This is a genomic window from Lysobacterales bacterium, from assembly GCA_016703225.1.
GTDB lineage: Bacteria > Pseudomonadota > Gammaproteobacteria > Xanthomonadales > Ahniellaceae > JADKHK01.
In genome coordinates this window covers 454,533-469,145 of record JADJCM010000003.1, presented here as the reverse complement: position 1 = coordinate 469,145, position 14,613 = coordinate 454,533, and the positions used below count along the sequence as shown (strand labels likewise).

The 14,613-nt window shown below is 65.3% G+C and carries 18 protein-coding genes; 2 read left to right on the top strand and 16 right to left on the bottom strand.

From position 1 onward, the window contains the following. Positions 1 to 4 precede the first annotated feature (4 nt). Together IPG63_15300 and IPG63_15295 are read left to right on the top strand one after the other, a co-directional pair. A complete protein-coding gene (locus IPG63_15300) occupies positions 5 to 283 on the top strand; it encodes a BrnT family toxin (protein MBK6728566.1) in 279 nt (92 codons plus the stop codon). After that, the gene (locus IPG63_15295; protein MBK6728565.1) at positions 273 to 551 is read left to right on the top strand and encodes a BrnA antitoxin family protein; all 279 of its coding nucleotides are present in this window, start codon (positions 273 to 275) and stop codon (positions 549 to 551) included. Before IPG63_15300 ends, IPG63_15295 begins: the two co-directional genes overlap by 11 nt. A gap of 24 nt (positions 552 to 575) precedes the next feature. Here the strand turns inward: IPG63_15295 and IPG63_15290 are convergent, their stop codons facing one another. The 16 genes from IPG63_15290 to IPG63_15215 all read right to left on the bottom strand — a co-directional run bounded on the left by IPG63_15290 (position 576) and on the right by IPG63_15215 (position 14,609). Continuing rightward, complete coding sequence (locus IPG63_15290; protein ID MBK6728564.1) at positions 576 to 1,847, bottom strand: TolC family protein; 1,272 nt, start codon at positions 1,845 to 1,847, stop codon at positions 576 to 578. Further along, on the bottom strand, positions 1,844 to 4,978 hold the full coding sequence (locus IPG63_15285; protein ID MBK6728563.1) for an efflux RND transporter permease subunit: 3,135 nt from the start codon (positions 4,976 to 4,978) through the stop codon (positions 1,844 to 1,846). Before IPG63_15285 ends, IPG63_15290 begins: the two co-directional genes overlap by 4 nt. Beyond that, positions 4,971 to 6,221 carry an efflux RND transporter periplasmic adaptor subunit gene (locus tag IPG63_15280; GenBank protein ID MBK6728562.1) on the bottom strand — a complete coding sequence of 417 codons (1,251 nt, stop codon included), beginning with the start codon at positions 6,219 to 6,221 and terminating at the stop codon, positions 4,971 to 4,973. The genes IPG63_15285 and IPG63_15280 overlap by 8 nt, the downstream gene beginning before the upstream one ends. Positions 6,222 to 6,284: 63 nt before the next feature. Next, positions 6,285 to 6,674, bottom strand: a complete 390-nt coding sequence (locus tag IPG63_15275) for a hypothetical protein (protein MBK6728561.1) — start codon at positions 6,672 to 6,674, stop codon at positions 6,285 to 6,287. 86 nt (positions 6,675 to 6,760) lie between these two features. Beyond that, a complete protein-coding gene (locus IPG63_15270) occupies positions 6,761 to 7,087 on the bottom strand; it encodes a hypothetical protein (GenBank protein MBK6728560.1) in 327 nt (108 codons plus the stop codon). Between the two features lie 77 nt (positions 7,088 to 7,164). After that, the gene (locus IPG63_15265) at positions 7,165 to 7,689 is read right to left on the bottom strand and encodes a hypothetical protein (GenBank protein ID MBK6728559.1); all 525 of its coding nucleotides are present in this window, start codon (positions 7,687 to 7,689) and stop codon (positions 7,165 to 7,167) included. Then, the gene (locus tag IPG63_15260; GenBank protein ID MBK6728558.1) at positions 7,679 to 8,095 is read right to left on the bottom strand and encodes a hypothetical protein; all 417 of its coding nucleotides are present in this window, start codon (positions 8,093 to 8,095) and stop codon (positions 7,679 to 7,681) included. Before IPG63_15260 ends, IPG63_15265 begins: the two co-directional genes overlap by 11 nt. Before the next feature lie 68 nt (positions 8,096 to 8,163). Then, positions 8,164 to 8,658 carry a hypothetical protein gene (locus IPG63_15255; protein MBK6728557.1) on the bottom strand — a complete coding sequence of 165 codons (495 nt, stop codon included), beginning with the start codon at positions 8,656 to 8,658 and terminating at the stop codon, positions 8,164 to 8,166. Positions 8,659 to 8,678: 20 nt separating this feature from the next. Beyond that, complete coding sequence (locus IPG63_15250) at positions 8,679 to 9,125, bottom strand: hypothetical protein (protein MBK6728556.1); 447 nt, start codon at positions 9,123 to 9,125, stop codon at positions 8,679 to 8,681. Positions 9,126 to 9,249: 124 nt separating this feature from the next. After that, entirely contained in the window at positions 9,250 to 9,693 is a 444-nt protein-coding gene (locus tag IPG63_15245) for a hypothetical protein (GenBank protein ID MBK6728555.1), read from the bottom strand. Then, positions 9,653 to 10,855: an RHS repeat-associated core domain-containing protein gene (locus IPG63_15240; protein ID MBK6728554.1), complete on the bottom strand. Its 1,203-nt coding sequence runs from the start codon at positions 10,853 to 10,855 to the stop codon at positions 9,653 to 9,655. The genes IPG63_15245 and IPG63_15240 overlap by 41 nt, the downstream gene beginning before the upstream one ends. Continuing rightward, positions 10,818 to 11,231 (bottom strand): hypothetical protein, encoded by a 414-nt coding sequence (locus IPG63_15235; GenBank protein MBK6728553.1) that lies wholly within the window; start codon positions 11,229 to 11,231, stop codon positions 10,818 to 10,820. The genes IPG63_15240 and IPG63_15235 overlap by 38 nt, the downstream gene beginning before the upstream one ends. A gap of 31 nt (positions 11,232 to 11,262) precedes the next feature. After that, a complete protein-coding gene (locus IPG63_15230; protein ID MBK6728552.1) occupies positions 11,263 to 12,078 on the bottom strand; it encodes an IS4 family transposase in 816 nt (271 codons plus the stop codon). Between the two features lie 741 nt (positions 12,079 to 12,819). Beyond that, the gene (locus tag IPG63_15225; GenBank protein ID MBK6728551.1) at positions 12,820 to 13,152 is read right to left on the bottom strand and encodes a hypothetical protein; all 333 of its coding nucleotides are present in this window, start codon (positions 13,150 to 13,152) and stop codon (positions 12,820 to 12,822) included. Between the two features lie 83 nt (positions 13,153 to 13,235). Next, positions 13,236 to 14,156 (bottom strand): RHS repeat protein, encoded by a 921-nt coding sequence (locus IPG63_15220; protein ID MBK6728550.1) that lies wholly within the window; start codon positions 14,154 to 14,156, stop codon positions 13,236 to 13,238. A 60-nt stretch (positions 14,157 to 14,216) separates the two neighbouring features. Next, entirely contained in the window at positions 14,217 to 14,609 is a 393-nt protein-coding gene (locus IPG63_15215; protein ID MBK6728549.1) for a hypothetical protein, read from the bottom strand. Between the last annotated feature and the right edge of the window lie 4 nt (positions 14,610 to 14,613).

The following is a 14,613-nucleotide window of genomic DNA, read 5'->3' as shown; positions in this document are numbered from 1 at the left end:
CTGTATGCATGCCATGACGCAGGAAATCGAATTCGATCCGGACAAGGCCAATGCGAACCTGCGCAAGCATGGCGTGAGCTTTGCGGAAGCGGCATCGTGCTTTCTGGACCCGAACGCGCTCGCAATGGAAGACATGAGCGAGGGCGAGGCGCGGTGGCTTCTGGTCGGACGCAGTGAAGTCGGGCGCACCCTGACGATTGCCTATACCTTGCGCGGCGAAATCCCGCGCATCATCTCGGCCCGCAAGGCCAGCGCACGCGAGAGGACGAGTTATGCGAGCTGAATACGATTTCTCCAAGGCCAAACGCGCAAAGGATGTTCCGCATCTGGCACGGCTGCAGGCGGCGCAGAGCAAAGGCAAGACCCGAATCACGATCATGCTCGACGACGACATCATCGAGACCTTCCGCGCGCGCGCCGAAGCGGAAGGGCGCGGCTATCAAACCGCGATCAATGCCGCTCTGCGCGCCGCGCTCGATGCCGATCAAGCGCCAGTCACGCTCGCGACCCTGCGCAAGGAACTGCGTCGAGCGCTGAAGTCGGCGGCATAGGGCCCGTCCCGCGTTCGCTGCCCCTCAATCTCCGCCACCCCCAACCGCTCGCTGCAATTCGATGTGAGCGCGCGCCAGCGCCAGACGTGCGTCGAGTTGCTGGCGTTGGGCGGCGAGCACGTTGCGCTGCGCGTCGATGCGCTCGATCAGGCCGATGCTGCCGTTGCGGTGCTGGCGTTCGGCGAGTGCGTCGGCGGTTTGGGTGCGGGCCAGGTGCTCGGCGGTGCCGGCGACTTGATCGGCGGCAGCGAGCAGCAGATCCAGCGCGCGCTCGACCGCCAGCAACACATTGCGGCGCTGGGCTGCGTCGCGATGAGCGGCCTCACGCACCATCGCGCCGGCGCGATCGGCGCGGGCGCGACCGTTGTCGAAGATCGGCAGCGCGACGCGCAGTTCGGGACCGGTCATGGCCATGCCCTCGGCATCGCGCTCGATGCGCGCGCCAAGATCCGGCTCGGTCTTGCGCCAGGTGCCGGTTTCGAGTGCGCGCTCTGCCTTCGCCGCGTCGACCGCGGCAGTACTCGCCGACAGCTCTGCGCGCTGGGCGAGCGCACGTTGCTGCCAGGCGGCAGCCTCGCGCATTGGCAATTCCGGCAGTTCGAAGTCCGCAGGCAGCTGCAGCCCGTGACGGGTATCCAGACCGATGCGCTCGGCCAGCATCGACAGCGCATCGACTTGCTCGGCATGCAAATCATGCAGCATGTGCCGGCGCTCGTCCTGCATCGCCTGCAGCTCCAGCAGTTCGCGCTGCGCTGCGAGACCGCTGTGGGTGAGACGCGACTGCAGATCGAGTGCCTGGGCGTCGAGTGCGAGTTCCTGCTGCAGCAGCTGTGCGCGCTGTGCGGCGGCGACCGCGTCGTAGAACGCGGTTTGCGCCGACCAGCCGACGTCGAGCAGACGCGCGCCGACCTCGGCACGCGCGCGCCGCGCGTTGGCATCGGCCAGGTCGATGCGACGCGTGCGTGTCAGCAGATCGAACAGGCTCTGCATCCACCCGGCCTCGATCGCCAGGCGCCCACCGCCCTCGGGCTGCAGCAGCATCAGGCTCAGCATCGGATTGCGCAGCAGCCCGGCCTGCACGCGCTCGGCCTCGATGGCATCGAGCCGCGCCATCTCCGCCTGCAGTTCATGGTTCTGCGCGAGCGCGGCCTGCATCGCGCGCACTGCGGTCAAGGGTTCGTCCACTGTCAGCGGTGCCGCGGTGTCGTCGCTCGCAGCCGCCGCTGGCGGTGTCGGACGCGTCGTAGCGCAGGCCATCAACATGCCAGCCAGCGAGATCGCAAGGATCGATTTCATGGCACGGCCCTCCGCATCCGCCGCAGCCAGAGTCGTTTGTAGATCGCCGGCAAGACGATCATCGACAGCAGCGGCGCGCTCAACATGCCGCCAAGCATCGGTGCGGCGATGCGACTCATGGTCGCCGCGCCGGCGCCTTCGGCAAGCAGGATCGGCAACAGCCCGGCCAGGATCGTGACCACCGTCATCGCCTTCGGTCGCACGCGCCGCAATGCACCTTCGCGCAGTGCCGCGTCCAGCGCCGCCTCGTCACGCAAGTGACCGGCCTGCTGCGCGTGTCGCACCGAGCCATCGAGGGTGATCAGCATGACCACACCGAACTCGGCGGCAACACCGGCGAGCGCGATGAAACCCACCGCGACCGCGACCGAGAACGCATGCCCCAGCGCCCACAACAGCCACAGCCCGCCGACCAGCGCGAACGGCACCGTCAGCATGATCAGCGCCGCCTCGCCGAAGCGCCGGAACACCGCGTACAGCAACGCGAACACGATCAGCAGCGTGAACGGCACCGCGACACGCAGGCGATCGCCGGCACGGCTCAGCGCCTCGTAGCTGCCGACCCAATGCCACTGCGCCCCCGCCGGCAGCGCACCTTGCGCCAACGCCGCATCGGCGCGCGCGATGTAGCCGGCCAGGTCGGGCGTGTCCAGATCGACGAAGACATAGGTCGACAGCTGTGCATCCTCGCTGCGAATCATTGGCGGCCCGGACTCGATGCTGACCTCGGCCAACTGCCCGAACGGCAACTGCACGCCGCTTGGCGTGACCATCGGAATGGCGCGCAGGGCTTCGGGCGAATCACGCCACTCCGGTGCCAGACGCAGGCTCACCGGATAGCGTTCGCGGCCCTCGACGGCGCGCGTGACCGACGCACCGCCAACCGCGCTCGCCAGCCATTCCTGCGCCTCCTGCATGCTGAACCCGTACTGCGCCAGACGCGCGCGATCAGGCACGACATGGAGCTCGCGCGCGTCGGCGGCGCGCTCGGCGAAGGCCGTGCGCGTGCCCGCGACCGGCCCGAGCAGCACCGCGATCCGCTCCGAAGCCTGCGCCAGGGTTTCCAGATCAGGCGCGCTCACGCGCAGGCCGAGCGGCGTGCGGATGCCGCTGACCTGCATGTTGATGCGATTGAGGATCGGCGGCACGAAGGCATTGGTCAGCCCGGGCAACTGCAGCTTCTCGTGCAGTTCCGCGCGCAGCTTCTCCGCGGTCATGCCGGGGCGCCATTCGCTCTCGGGCTTGAACTGGATGACGCTCTCGATCATGGTCAATGGTGCCGGATCGGTCGCGGTCTCCGCACGTCCGGCCTTGCCGAACACGTGCGCCACTTCCGGCACCGACTTGATCAGGCGGTCGGTGCGCCCGAGCAGCGCCTGCGCCTGCGATGGCGACAAGCCCGGCAGCGTCGTCGGCATGTACAGCAGGTCGCCTTCCTCCAGCTCCGGCATGAACTCGGAGCCGGTGCGCGACAACGGCCACCACGCGCTCGCCAACCCGAGCAGTGCACAGAGCACGACCACGCCCGGGCGCCGCAACGCGAACTCAAGCAGCGGCCGGTAGCCGGCAACCAGCAGCCGCGTCAGCCCATGTTCGGATTCGTCCTTGAAGCGGCCGCGCACCCACAGCGCGATCAGCACCGGCACCAGGGTGATCGACAGCAGCGCGGCGACGGTCAGCGCCCAGGTCTTGGTCCAGGCCAGCGGCGCGAACATGCGTCCTTCCTGGGCTTCGAGCAGGAACACTGGCAGGAACGAGAGCGCGGTGATCAGCAGCGAGAAGAACAACGCCGGACCGACTTCGACCGCGCTCGCGGCAATCACCCGCGCGTGGTCGAGACCGGCGGCCTCGACGCCATGCTCGCGCGCGTGGCGCTCCAGATGCGCGTGCGCGTTCTCGATCATCACCACCGCGGCGTCGACCATGGCGCCGATGGCGATGGCGATGCCGCCAAGCGACATGATGTTCGCGTTCAGGCCCTGCCAGCGCATGATCGCGAGCGCGACCAGCACGCCGAGCGGCAGGCTCAGGATCGCCACCAGCGCCGAGCGCGCATGCCACAGGAACAGTGCGCAGACCAGCGACACCAGCAGCAACTCCTCGACCAGCTTGACGCTGAGGTTGTTCACGGCGCGCGCGATCAGCGCCGAACGGTCGTAGGTGGTGACCACTTCGACCCCCTGCGGCAGGCGCGACTTGACCTGGTCGAGGCGCACCTTGACCGCATCGATCACCGCCTTGGCGTTTTCGCCGTCGCGCATCACCACGATGCCGCCGACCACCTCGCCCTCGCCGTCGAGTTCGGCGATGCCGTTGCGCGATGCCGGGCCGAAGCGCAGCTCGGCGACATCGCGCAGCAGCACGGCGCGGCCGTCCTTGAGCACGCCGGTCGGCACCGCGCCGAGATCGTCGAGCGAGCGCAGGTAACCGATACCACGCACGATGTACTCGGCCTCGGCCATCTCGATGCGCGCGCCGCCGTCTTCCGCATTCGCGGCGCGGATCGCCATCAGCAGCTGGTTGAAGCCGATGCCGTAGGACTGCAGCCGGCGCGGATCGACCACGGCTTCGTACTGACGGACAAAGCCACCGACGCTGGCCACTTCGGCAACGCCGGGCACGCGCTGCAGCTCGAAGCGCAGGAACCAGTCCTGCAACGAACGCAGTTCGGCCAGATCGTGGCCGCCGCTGCGATCGACCAGTGCGTACTGGTAGACCCAGCCGACGCCGGTTGCGTCCGGACCGAGCACCGGGTCAACGCCATCGGGCAGCTCGCCGCGCACCTGCGACAACGCTTCCAGCACGCGCGAGCGCGCCCAGTACAGGTCGGTGCCGTCCTCGAACAGCACGTAGACAAAGGAGTCGCCGTACATCGAGAAGCCGCGCACTGCCTTCGCCTTGGGCAACGCCAGCATGCGCGTGGTGATCGGGTAGGTGATCTGGTCCTCGACGATCTGCGGCGCCTGCCCCATGGCCGGGGTGCGGATGATGACCTGCACGTCGCTGAGATCGGGGATGGCATCGAGCGCGAGCCCACGCAGCGAGAGCAGGCTCGCCACGGTCAGCAGCACGGTCGCGACCAGCACCAACGCGCGCTGCGCCAGCGACCAGCGAATGATGCGCTCAATCATGGCGATGGCCCGCGCTGCGCACTTCCATCTGCTGCGGGCCACGCAGCTGCGCCTCGCTGTCGAGCAGGAACTGTCCGGAAACGACGATGCGTTCGCCCGCGGCGAGCCCGTGCAGGATCTCGACTTCGTCGCCATAGCGCGCGCCGAGGTGTACCGGCACTGGCACGAACACGCCGCGCTGGTCTTCGCGCAGCACGCGCGCCTGGTCAGTGGTGCGGATCACCGCCGCAGTCGGCACCACCAGCACGTCGCTGCGCAGCGGGCCGCGCAGCTCAGCGTCGAGTACGGTGCCGAGCGCAAGCTCGCCGCCGGCATCGACACGCCAACGCAGACCGAGCGTGCGCGTGACCGGATCGACCACGTCGAGCCACTGAGGATCGCGCCCGGCCCAGCGCGCGTCCGCCACGCCCGGTTGCGTGAAGTCGGCCTCGACCGGCGTCCCGAGCAACGGCCGCTGCGCCGGGAACAGCTGCGCTTCGACGCGCACGCCGCCGCGCCCGGCGATTTCGACCAGCACGTCGGCGGCGTCGAAGCTGCTGCCTTCGCGCACGCCGATCGACGTGATGGTGCCGCTCGCCGGCGCTCGCAGCGGCAGCCGGCGCTGCGATGTACCGGCAGCGCGTACCGCATCGATGTCGCGCTCGGCGATGCCGTAGCGGCGCAGGCGCTCGGCTGCCGGTGCGGCGGCATCGCCACCCAGCAGCAGTTCCTCCTGCGCCTGCACCAGTTCCGGCGCGTAAACCTCGGCGACGACGCTGCCGGCCGTGATCGCAGCACCGGTGTTGCGCACCCGCAAGCGCTCGACGAAGCCGGACACGCGCGCCTGCAGCCGCACTTCTCCGCCCGCGTCGGCCACCACCAGCGCCGGCACCCGCAACACCGTGCGCAGATCGCGCCGCTGCACCGGCGCCGTGCGTACCCCGAGCGACTGCAGCACGGCGGCATCGACCACGACCGCATTGGCCGCAGGCGCCGCTGCCGGCGTCGGTTTCAGCGGCTTCTTCAGCACCAGGTCCATGCCGCAGATCGGGCACTTGCCGGGTTCGTGCGAAGTGATGTGCGGATGCATCGGACACACATACAGCGGCGCCACTTCCGCGCCCGGCAAGGCCAGGGCTGCGGGCGCGGCCTGGGCGGTGGCGACCGGCACCTCACGCGCGCAGGCGCCGAGCCACAGCAGGGAGATCAGCGCGGCGAACGCCAGCGCGACAGGCCGCAAGCGCGGCAAAGAACAACGGGACATGGCAATTCCTCGGGAACGCGAACACGCGCGAACGCCAGCAGCGCCGCGATGCGGATCAGTCGTTCAGGCGAGGATCGGAGGAGGCGTCGGCGGAACCCGCGGCCCCGGCAGCAGGCGTGCGACGCGCACGGTCACGGGCGCAGCGACCGGCGCAACCCGCGGCGGCAGCGGCAAATCGATCGTCAACGAAGCCAGTCCGGCGCGATAACACGCCACGCCGCAATCCTCGCCCTCGTCACAACACGGCATCGACGCCGGCTCGCGTCCACCGGCCGCCGCATCGCCCACGTCGCCAGCGCGCGGCGGCGTCACGTTCAACGCATGCCCGCACGGCGTCATCACTGTCTCGACCACCTCGCGCAGCGCAGGCGCCTGCTCCCCCACCCGCCCCGGCAACCACGCCACCCCGCCCAACGCCTGCACCACCGCCAGCACGCAAAGCGCGCAGCGCATGCAAACTTCCATCCAGCGGGCTCGAAACCGTTTCATCACGCCTCAGACTCTACCGCCGCAGGGAAGTTCCGCCAATGGCGCGGCCTTCAGATCGGCGCCCAGCGGGCGAAGGCGCGCACGTAGTCCTCGACCGTTTCGATGGAACCGCTTTCGAAGCGCGCACCTCGGGCCGCGGCCCAGCGGCGCAGCTCCGCAGCCAGCAATCCATGTCCGGAGTCGAATTCCCACCCGGGGTCCGCACACAGTTCGTGCGCCAAACGATCGGTCGGCAGCAAGCGTTCCAGGGGCGCATCCAGTTCTGCCGCCAGATGCCACAGCGCCGGCTCGACGCGATCCGAAGGCAAGTCCGCGAAGTGCGTTTCCGCAAGTTGTTGCGGCGTCCGCACGGCCCGTCCCGCGAAGCGCGCCGCCATGCGCCGCCTCGCCAAACGCGAAGCATGCACGACACCCCCGACCAGCAACCCGCCCACCGTCGCCGCCAGCGCCCAGTTCAAGTCCGCACTCCCGTGTCCCGCTCGTAGCGCCGCAGCAACGCAAGATGCGTCCATGCGCAGGGAATCGCGAACTGCCAGCCACCCGAGCCCGCTGCCGCGATCAACCATGACCCCACCGGCACCGATGCAAAGGTCGTTGCATCGGTCATCACCACACAGCCGAAGAACGCCAGCACCCACCCCAGAAACACGGCCCAGGCAAAGGTGCCCGCATAGGCCGGAAACGAGCGCCTGCGCGCAGCGGCGACCCCCACCAGCCCGATCGACAGCACCAGCGTCGGCAGGAACACCCGCGCGAACGGCACGAACGCCAGCGCCTGGTCGTGGTACCGGCCCGAGCCCGGGAAGTACACATCGAGCCACGGTATCCCGCTGCCGAAGAAGCCGAACAGCAACGCCCAGAACAACACCACCACGAACGCCAGTGCCAGCGAGATCAACAGCCGCTCAGCCCCCACCGCGCCCGCACTCCTGCCGTGCGCGGCGCTCTGCCCAGCAAGATGGCCTCGATCATTCTCCATGCGGCATCCTCAGCCCCATCAGCAACCCAAGCAGGAACATCGAGATCCACAGCCCGTGCAGAACCGTCAGCGGGCTCATCCCATGCGCATTCGCGACCACGATTCCCAGCCCGAGCAGCGCGGTTTGCACCAGCGTTGCGAACGCCAATAGAACCAGCGCGAGGCCAGATCGCAGCGAAGCCCGCGAGCCATTCCACGCACCGCGCACTTCTCGCCCCAGAACCCATGGCACAACGAACGACACCACTGTGCCAAACAAGAGCCCCCACAGCGACGGCACCGGATTGCCGTTCACCACGAAGCCGGATGTCGCTTGCACGCATATGACGCCGCCCAACCCAACCGCCGCGGCGAGGCAGAGCACAGTCAGTGCGACTCGCCTCATCGACTCACCCGTTCCGTTCACCGCCGCATCCAGCCGCAACGATGCATGCGGTCGCGTCGACCGGAGTTGATTCCCATCCGGCTCCGCCGTCATAGCTCGGCCTTCCGACTGACGGCCAACAGCAGCCCTTCCGCGTCGCGCAACACGAACTCGCATTCGATGCGCTGGCGTCCGCGCACGTGTTCTGGCGTCAATCGAATCTCGCCGAGGATGAACCCGCGCCCGAGCACCGAGACCACCTCGTTGCGTCCTTCCTCCGCAATGGTCGAGGTCCAAGCAACGGGCGTGGAGCAGGAGAGGTCGACCAGCGCTGGCGGGCGTCTGCCCTCGCGCGCGCCATAGACCTGCACGAAATATGGCCCCACGTACCGTCCGAACAGGAACTGCCGCGAAACGCTTCCCTCGACACGACCAAGCGCGATCGGCGCATTGTGGTCCGCCGGAGAGAACACGAGCGAAATCGTCCGCCGACACCACACGCAGTCAACATCTTTCAAGACCACGTCTCGCAATCCGAGCAATGCCAAGCCCGAGACCCCGCCGATGCACAAGAGCAGCGCCATTCGCCCCAGCAGCGTCGTCACTTCAATCCCGCCCTCGCTCTCTAGAACAACTTGTCGAGTCCGCCGGTCGCAAAGTCGTTGGTGGAAGTCTCGACAAAAACGAAGTCACCGTCCACCATTTGCCGACCGCACTCTGCCGGATACCGTGCATGCTGCAACAGGCTGAACTCGAACCTGATCTTGATTCCAAGGCCAGCCTCGGTGCGCTCGGCCACCTGCAGCGACCCTTCGGTTGGATAGCCGAGACACCCAGATCGCGCTCCCGCGTGACGATCGCCATGGAACAAACCCGCAACACGGATTCTCCTGTCGCCAAGCCTGAGTGTTTCACCAGCAACCGGGAGAGACTCAAGTTCAATGACCATCAACCACTGTCCATCGCAGCCTGAAGGGGCGTATCCCGGCGCTGGTGAACGACCGCATTCGTTGTTCAGCACTCCCAAGACGATGCCGCGCCCTGATGCAAATGCGTCGATGTTGCTCGGCATGTGCCTAGGCCAGGGACCGGGTTGCTCGCGTGGTGCCTGAACAAACTCCACCAACTCTTCTGCGTAAACCAGCTTCGCGGGAATACCTCAGCGTCCGCGCCCCGCCTGGATCCTTGACTCAGGGTTAGTCTGAAATCTGTACTTCTTCAAACCCGTCTCTACGCCAATAGAAGAGTGTCTCGGATGATTCAGGCTGGGCCAAGGCTACAACCATCCCATTTATCGCAATTGGCACCGAACTACTGCCCTTTCCGGCGGCCGTTGACGTGATTATTTTCGCATAGCGACAAGAGACCAGCAAATTACCTTCCTTGCCGCGGTAGAGCACGCGCCCGTCATAACCCGATTCTCTGTGCAACAGGACAATCAGTTCCACGAGGCCATCTCGCCGAACAAGAAGTGCGAGATCGTCCAGCCGATCACGATCAAAGTCTACCGCGCACCCACCCTGAAATGCGACCGCATTGCCGGAGAGCGCGCCTGCTGCATACAACACAGCCCCAGTCAAAACACCGAGCGCAAGACACTTAGTCAGGATCATATTCGCAATGTACATGATCGCCTTCATCGATAACATCGTAATCATCTCCGAGGTTTTCAATCAGATTGTCCACGAATTCTTGGCGCTCTTCATCAGTCAGATCTCTGACTCGCAGATCAATCGCATCACCATCGTCGTGCAGAGAATTTGCACCATGCCGTCCATTTGTAGTGTAGGTGACAGTTGCTTCGGCTTCTTCGTCTCCGCTGGCATCTCGATACGCTTGGTCAACGATGTCCTCAACTGCTGTCATGTTCTCAGTTAGGGCATCACCCGTCGTGCTGTATTCGCTGGCGTAATTCCAAAGCCCGAGGGGATCAAGCCAATTAACTGGGTTACTCCTAACGTAGGCATAGAGATTGGTATCAAGACCGCGAAATCTCGTCGGATCCTTCGCCGTCCACCTCCCCGCCACCGGGTCGTAGTCACGCGCGCCGAAGCGGGTAAAGCCGGTATCGGGGTCGTAGAGGCCGCCGGCGTAGGCGAAGGGTTGGAAACCTGGTTGGGTGTCTTCGACGACGTTGCCGTATTCGTCATACGCGAGGCGTTGGGCGATGCTGCCGTCGGCAAGGTCGATCACCAGGCGGACGCTGCCGAGGTGGTCGCTGAGGATGCGATAGGTGTGGCCGCCCTTGAGCATCAGGCTCGGCACGTGCGGGCGGTCGGCGTAGAGGAAGCTCGCGACGATGTTGCCGGCGCCGTCGAGTTCGGCCACCGGTTCCAGCTGGTTCGCGTACAGCAGGCCCCACTGGCGCACGCCGTCGATGCTCTTGCCGACGCGGCGATTCAATCCATCGATGTGGTAGGTGACCACGCGAGCGTCCGCCAGATCGACGCGGCGCAGGTTGCCGAACTCGTCGTATTGGTAGTTCGTCACCGCGCCGCTGGCGCTGTCGGTGCGCCGCGTCAGCTCGCCGTTGCGGGTGTATTCGTACTGGCAGGTGCCGTAGCTCAGCATGCGATCCTGCGCATCGAAACTGCCCGCGACCGTCACCTCGGCAGTCCCCGCCAGATCGCCCAGGCAAGGCCACACCCTACCCCGCAACGGCGACGCCGCACCAATGCGGTGGCTGGTGCGATTGCCGTTCGAGTCGAAGCCGTAGTCGCTCACCAGCGCACCGCCGCGATGCACCGTGTCGAGGCTGGAGAGTTCACCAATGCGAATCCATGAACAATTGTTTGGATCCATTGCGCCGAACATCCAACGCCCGAGACTCGACTTCGAACGTCCGGTTGATCGTTCGTTCGCCGCAATCGCGTGGCTTCGCGGCCTGACTCCTCAGAGAGAATCGAGCGTTCAACTCCAGCCGCACCTTGTTGCCGTCGGCCGAAACCCGCTTCACGACGGCCCGTGTTGCCAACCCGAGACATGCGGACCGAGTCGGACCGAAGCGCGACCCCAGCATCATGCCCGCCGCGCGCACCGACAGCTCCACAGCCTCACTCTCGACCGAATCGGCAGGGCCATCGAGTTCGAAGACGACGACTTCCTCGTCTCCGCAATGAGAGGGGGCGTAGTCTCCCTCGGCATATTCTCGACACTCGGCGAGGTGCAGTCCGAGCACGACGCCGGAACCTGAGGTATCCCCACGTTTTTCATGATAGCGGGCAGGTCTGAAGCGGTGGTGGAGCGCCATGCGCCAGGTGCGAGAGGAAGCGGAGGAGTTGATGCGGCGACGGCCACCAAGCGGGTCGGCGCAGGACTTCGAGGCCGAGGCGCATGGTGGAGTGGTGGCTGCGCACGCAGGTGTTTTTGCCTTCGAGCCTGCCGCCGCGGCCCTGGTGTTCTTCGTGCAGTCCGACAAGCCAGGTCGCGAGTTGCACGAGTGCGAACAGCAGGAGCAGGTTGGAGAGGCGGGAGTCTTTCCGGGTCAGGCTGTGTTCGAAGCCGGCGCCAAAGGTTCCGCTCTTGAGGTCACGGAAGCCTTGCTCGATGGTCATGCGGCGCTGGTAGAGGCACGCCAGTTGCACCGGTGTGCCGCGCTCGGGTGGAAGCGATGTGGCGAGAACCCACGGTTCGCGTGCCGAGCGGGCAGCGCTCTGGCTGGTGCTGTCGCGTCGACGCGCACCGCGCCGGGTCAAGGCGCGACGCCCCTTCGGCCGCGACTGGTGGACAACGATCCGCGTTGTTACGGTCTTGGTGCGCCCGAGATGAAAGGCACCGAGTTCACGGCTGCGTTCCGGCAAGGCCAGTTCGTGGAGCGCGCTGCACGGCAACCAGTCGGCGGCGTTGATCGCAGCCTTCCGGACGGGCTGCACATGGACCGTGCCGCGCACTCGTCCAACGTAATCCCAGCCGAGTGCGGTGACTGCCGTGAACCATGGTCGACGGAATCCGGCGTCGCTCAGGATGACCGGTCGACAACCTTGCGGCAGCAAGCTCGCCAGCTTGCGCAGGAAGGCGCGCTCCACGACTGCCGAACCGGCGCTTTTCTCGGGGGTGGACTTCTTCCCAGAGCGTCAGCGTTCGCCCGCGCACCGCCAGGCCGGCGCGCAACAGTTTGAAGCTGCCATCGGGCTTGAGGTCGGACCAGTCGACGACGATCAACGGGTGGGGTTCGCGAATCAGCCAACGCAACATCGCCTGATAGATGGCGGCACGCTGTCGTTCGAGCGGTGCACTGCGCAGCAGGCGGTCGATCGCCTTGAGTGGTGCGGCGACGCGCATCGCACCGGGCCAGTGGCGCGCGATCTCGGTCATGGTCAACCAGCTACCGCTAGCCAGCGCATCGAGCGCCTTGAGCAGCACGGTGGCGGTTGCTGCGTGCAGGGTGGAGAAGACAGAGGGGAGGCATTGCGGCAAGATGGCGCTGGGGCGCATGAGCGTCGGTGATCCTTGGTCTAGACACCCGAACGATTACCGACCTCATGTCGCTCCGCAAGCTATCGCTTTGATTTCGCAGGGCATCGTCGCGCGAAAAGGTGGGGATACCTCAGCGCCGGAACCCGCAGCAACCGTGTCGATGCGTTGTGCCATCCGGTCCGATGGGGCGTGCTTCGGCCCATTTCCAGCGCTTTGTGTCAGATCGGCGAGTTCGGCAGCAAACACCAGCCTCGCGTTTGTGACCAAGCGCGCGTCGTAGAATTCGTCATCATCCGAGCACCGAGACTCACCGACCCACAGTGCGCTCAAAAGCAGTCCGCAAACGACGATTAATCGCATTTCCATTTTCGCCTCTCGTCGTGAAACTTGTCACGCAAATCAATGGCCGTATTTGCGGCGTCGTGCGTCAGCTCCTCGTGAAACGCTCGCTTCTTCTCCGGATTCGGCTCAGTCCACGCAGAATCAGGCTGCGCCACGTGCATCGACTCGTGAACCAGCGCCTCCAACAGATCATCCAAACCAGCCCTTTCTAAAGGTTCTAAGAACGTGTCATTGACCTGAACCGTATACTCGCCAGGATTTGGATTTTTCTGATCTTTCGGGTGAAACGTGCGTCCGAGATGCCCTGGATGCGATGTGATCGTGCCAATTTCGGCGGGCATATTTGCTCCAGGCAAGTTTGCCTGAACAAAATCTCGCGTAAAATCTATATCGCATCTGGTAAATCCGCTCGGATCAAACGCGTTTAGCGGCTCACCCGCCAAATACGAATACAAGCCAGAGCTTCCACCCCCAAACCCAATCGGATCCTTCGCCGTCCACCTTCCCGCCACCGCGTCGTAATCGCGCGCGCCGAAGCGGGTGAGGCCGGTGTCTCGGTCGTAGAGGCCGCCGGCGTAGGCGAAGGTTTGAAGCCTGGGTTCGTGTCTTCGACGATGTTGCCGTATTCGTCATACGCGAGGCGTTGGGCGATGCTGCCGTCATTGATGTCGATCACCAGGCGGACGCTGCCGAGGTGGTCGCTCAGGATGCGGTAGGTGTGTCCGCCCTTGAGCATCAGGCTCGGCACGTGCGGGCGGTCGGCGTAGAGGAAGCTCGCGACGATGTTGCCGGCGCCATCGAGTTCGGCCACCGGCTCCAATTGGCTCGCATAAAGCAGGCCCCACTGGCGCACGCCGTCGATGCTCTTGCCGACGCGGCGATTCAATCCATCGATGTGGTAGGTGACCACGCGAGCGTCCGCCAGATCGACGCCGCGCAGGTTGCCGAACTCGTCGTATTGGTAGTTCGTCACCGCGCCGCTGGCGCTGTCGGTGCGCCGCGTCAGCTCGCCGTTGCGGGTGTATTCGTACTGGCAGGTGCCGTAGCTCAGCATGCGATCCTGCGCATCGAAACTGCCCGCGACCGTCACCTCGGCACTACCCGCGAGATCGCCCAGGCAAGGCCACACCCGACCCCGCAACGGCGACGCCGCACCGATGCGGTGGCTGGTGCGATTGCCGTTCGAGTCGAAGCCGTAGTCGCTCACCAGCGCACCACCGCGATGCACCGTGTCAAGCCGGCCCGAGAGCTCATAACCATACGCCTCCGCAAACCCCACCCCGCCCGCGCTCTCGCTGCGTGTGCCGATCCGGCCAAGCCGGTCGCGGGTGTAGGTCGATTCCATCACAGCGGCGCCACTGTAGGTCGCGGTAGCTCATTGGTTAGGCGAAGTCGCTGTCATGGCTCAAGCATCAACGACATCGCCCGGGTAAACCGAAAATTCAAGCGTGGCACCCATTTGAGCCAGCAGGTTCGCGGTTGCTGGCTCAAGCCTAACGGTAAAGCACATTGTCGCAACAAACACACCCACTCGAACAAGTGGCGAAAACCCATGATTGCTAACTCTAGCGATCGAATCATGTAAAGGTTCGATAAATGAATGAATCAAATCTGAGATCCTTCTGCGATCCCCACTCCATCCCTCCTCCAAACGAATCGTTGGCCCCCATCCACTTTGAGAGCGATCTTCAATACCATGATTCTTCGGAATGATGTGGAACGAACCGCTAACCAGTTTCATCTCTGCCCCAGGAAAACACACTTCAATATCACACACGACAGACCATGAATCACTCATATTC

Bases quoted from the DNA above. Each gene is read 5' to 3' on its own strand.
- IPG63_15245 (MBK6728555.1), bottom strand. From the start codon at position 9,693: ATGAAGGCGATCATGTACATTGCGAATATGATCCTGACTAAGTGTCTT.
- IPG63_15275 (MBK6728561.1), bottom strand. From the start codon at position 6,674: ATGCGCTGCGCGCTTTGCGTGCTGGCGGTGGTGCAGGCGTTGGGCGGG.
- IPG63_15285 (MBK6728563.1), bottom strand. From the start codon at position 4,978: ATGATTGAGCGCATCATTCGCTGGTCGCTGGCGCAGCGCGCGTTGGTG.
- IPG63_15250 (MBK6728556.1), bottom strand. From the start codon at position 9,125: ATGCCGAGCAACATCGACGCATTTGCATCAGGGCGCGGCATCGTCTTG.
- IPG63_15265 (MBK6728559.1), bottom strand. From the start codon at position 7,689: ATGGAGAATGATCGAGGCCATCTTGCTGGGCAGAGCGCCGCGCACGGC.
- IPG63_15290 (MBK6728564.1), bottom strand. From the start codon at position 1,847: ATGAAATCGATCCTTGCGATCTCGCTGGCTGGCATGTTGATGGCCTGC.
- IPG63_15300 (MBK6728566.1), top strand. From the start codon at position 5: ATGCATGCCATGACGCAGGAAATCGAATTCGATCCGGACAAGGCCAAT.
- IPG63_15270 (MBK6728560.1), bottom strand. From the start codon at position 7,087: ATGGCGGCGCGCTTCGCGGGACGGGCCGTGCGGACGCCGCAACAACTT.
- IPG63_15215 (MBK6728549.1), bottom strand. From the start codon at position 14,609: ATGAGTGATTCATGGTCTGTCGTGTGTGATATTGAAGTGTGTTTTCCT.
- IPG63_15225 (MBK6728551.1), bottom strand. From the start codon at position 13,152: ATGCCCGCCGAAATTGGCACGATCACATCGCATCCAGGGCATCTCGGA.
- IPG63_15280 (MBK6728562.1), bottom strand. From the start codon at position 6,221: ATGTCCCGTTGTTCTTTGCCGCGCTTGCGGCCTGTCGCGCTGGCGTTC.
- IPG63_15240 (MBK6728554.1), bottom strand. From the start codon at position 10,855: ATGGATCCAAACAATTGTTCATGGATTCGCATTGGTGAACTCTCCAGC.
- IPG63_15220 (MBK6728550.1), bottom strand. From the start codon at position 14,156: ATGGAATCGACCTACACCCGCGACCGGCTTGGCCGGATCGGCACACGC.
- IPG63_15295 (MBK6728565.1), top strand. From the start codon at position 273: ATGCGAGCTGAATACGATTTCTCCAAGGCCAAACGCGCAAAGGATGTT.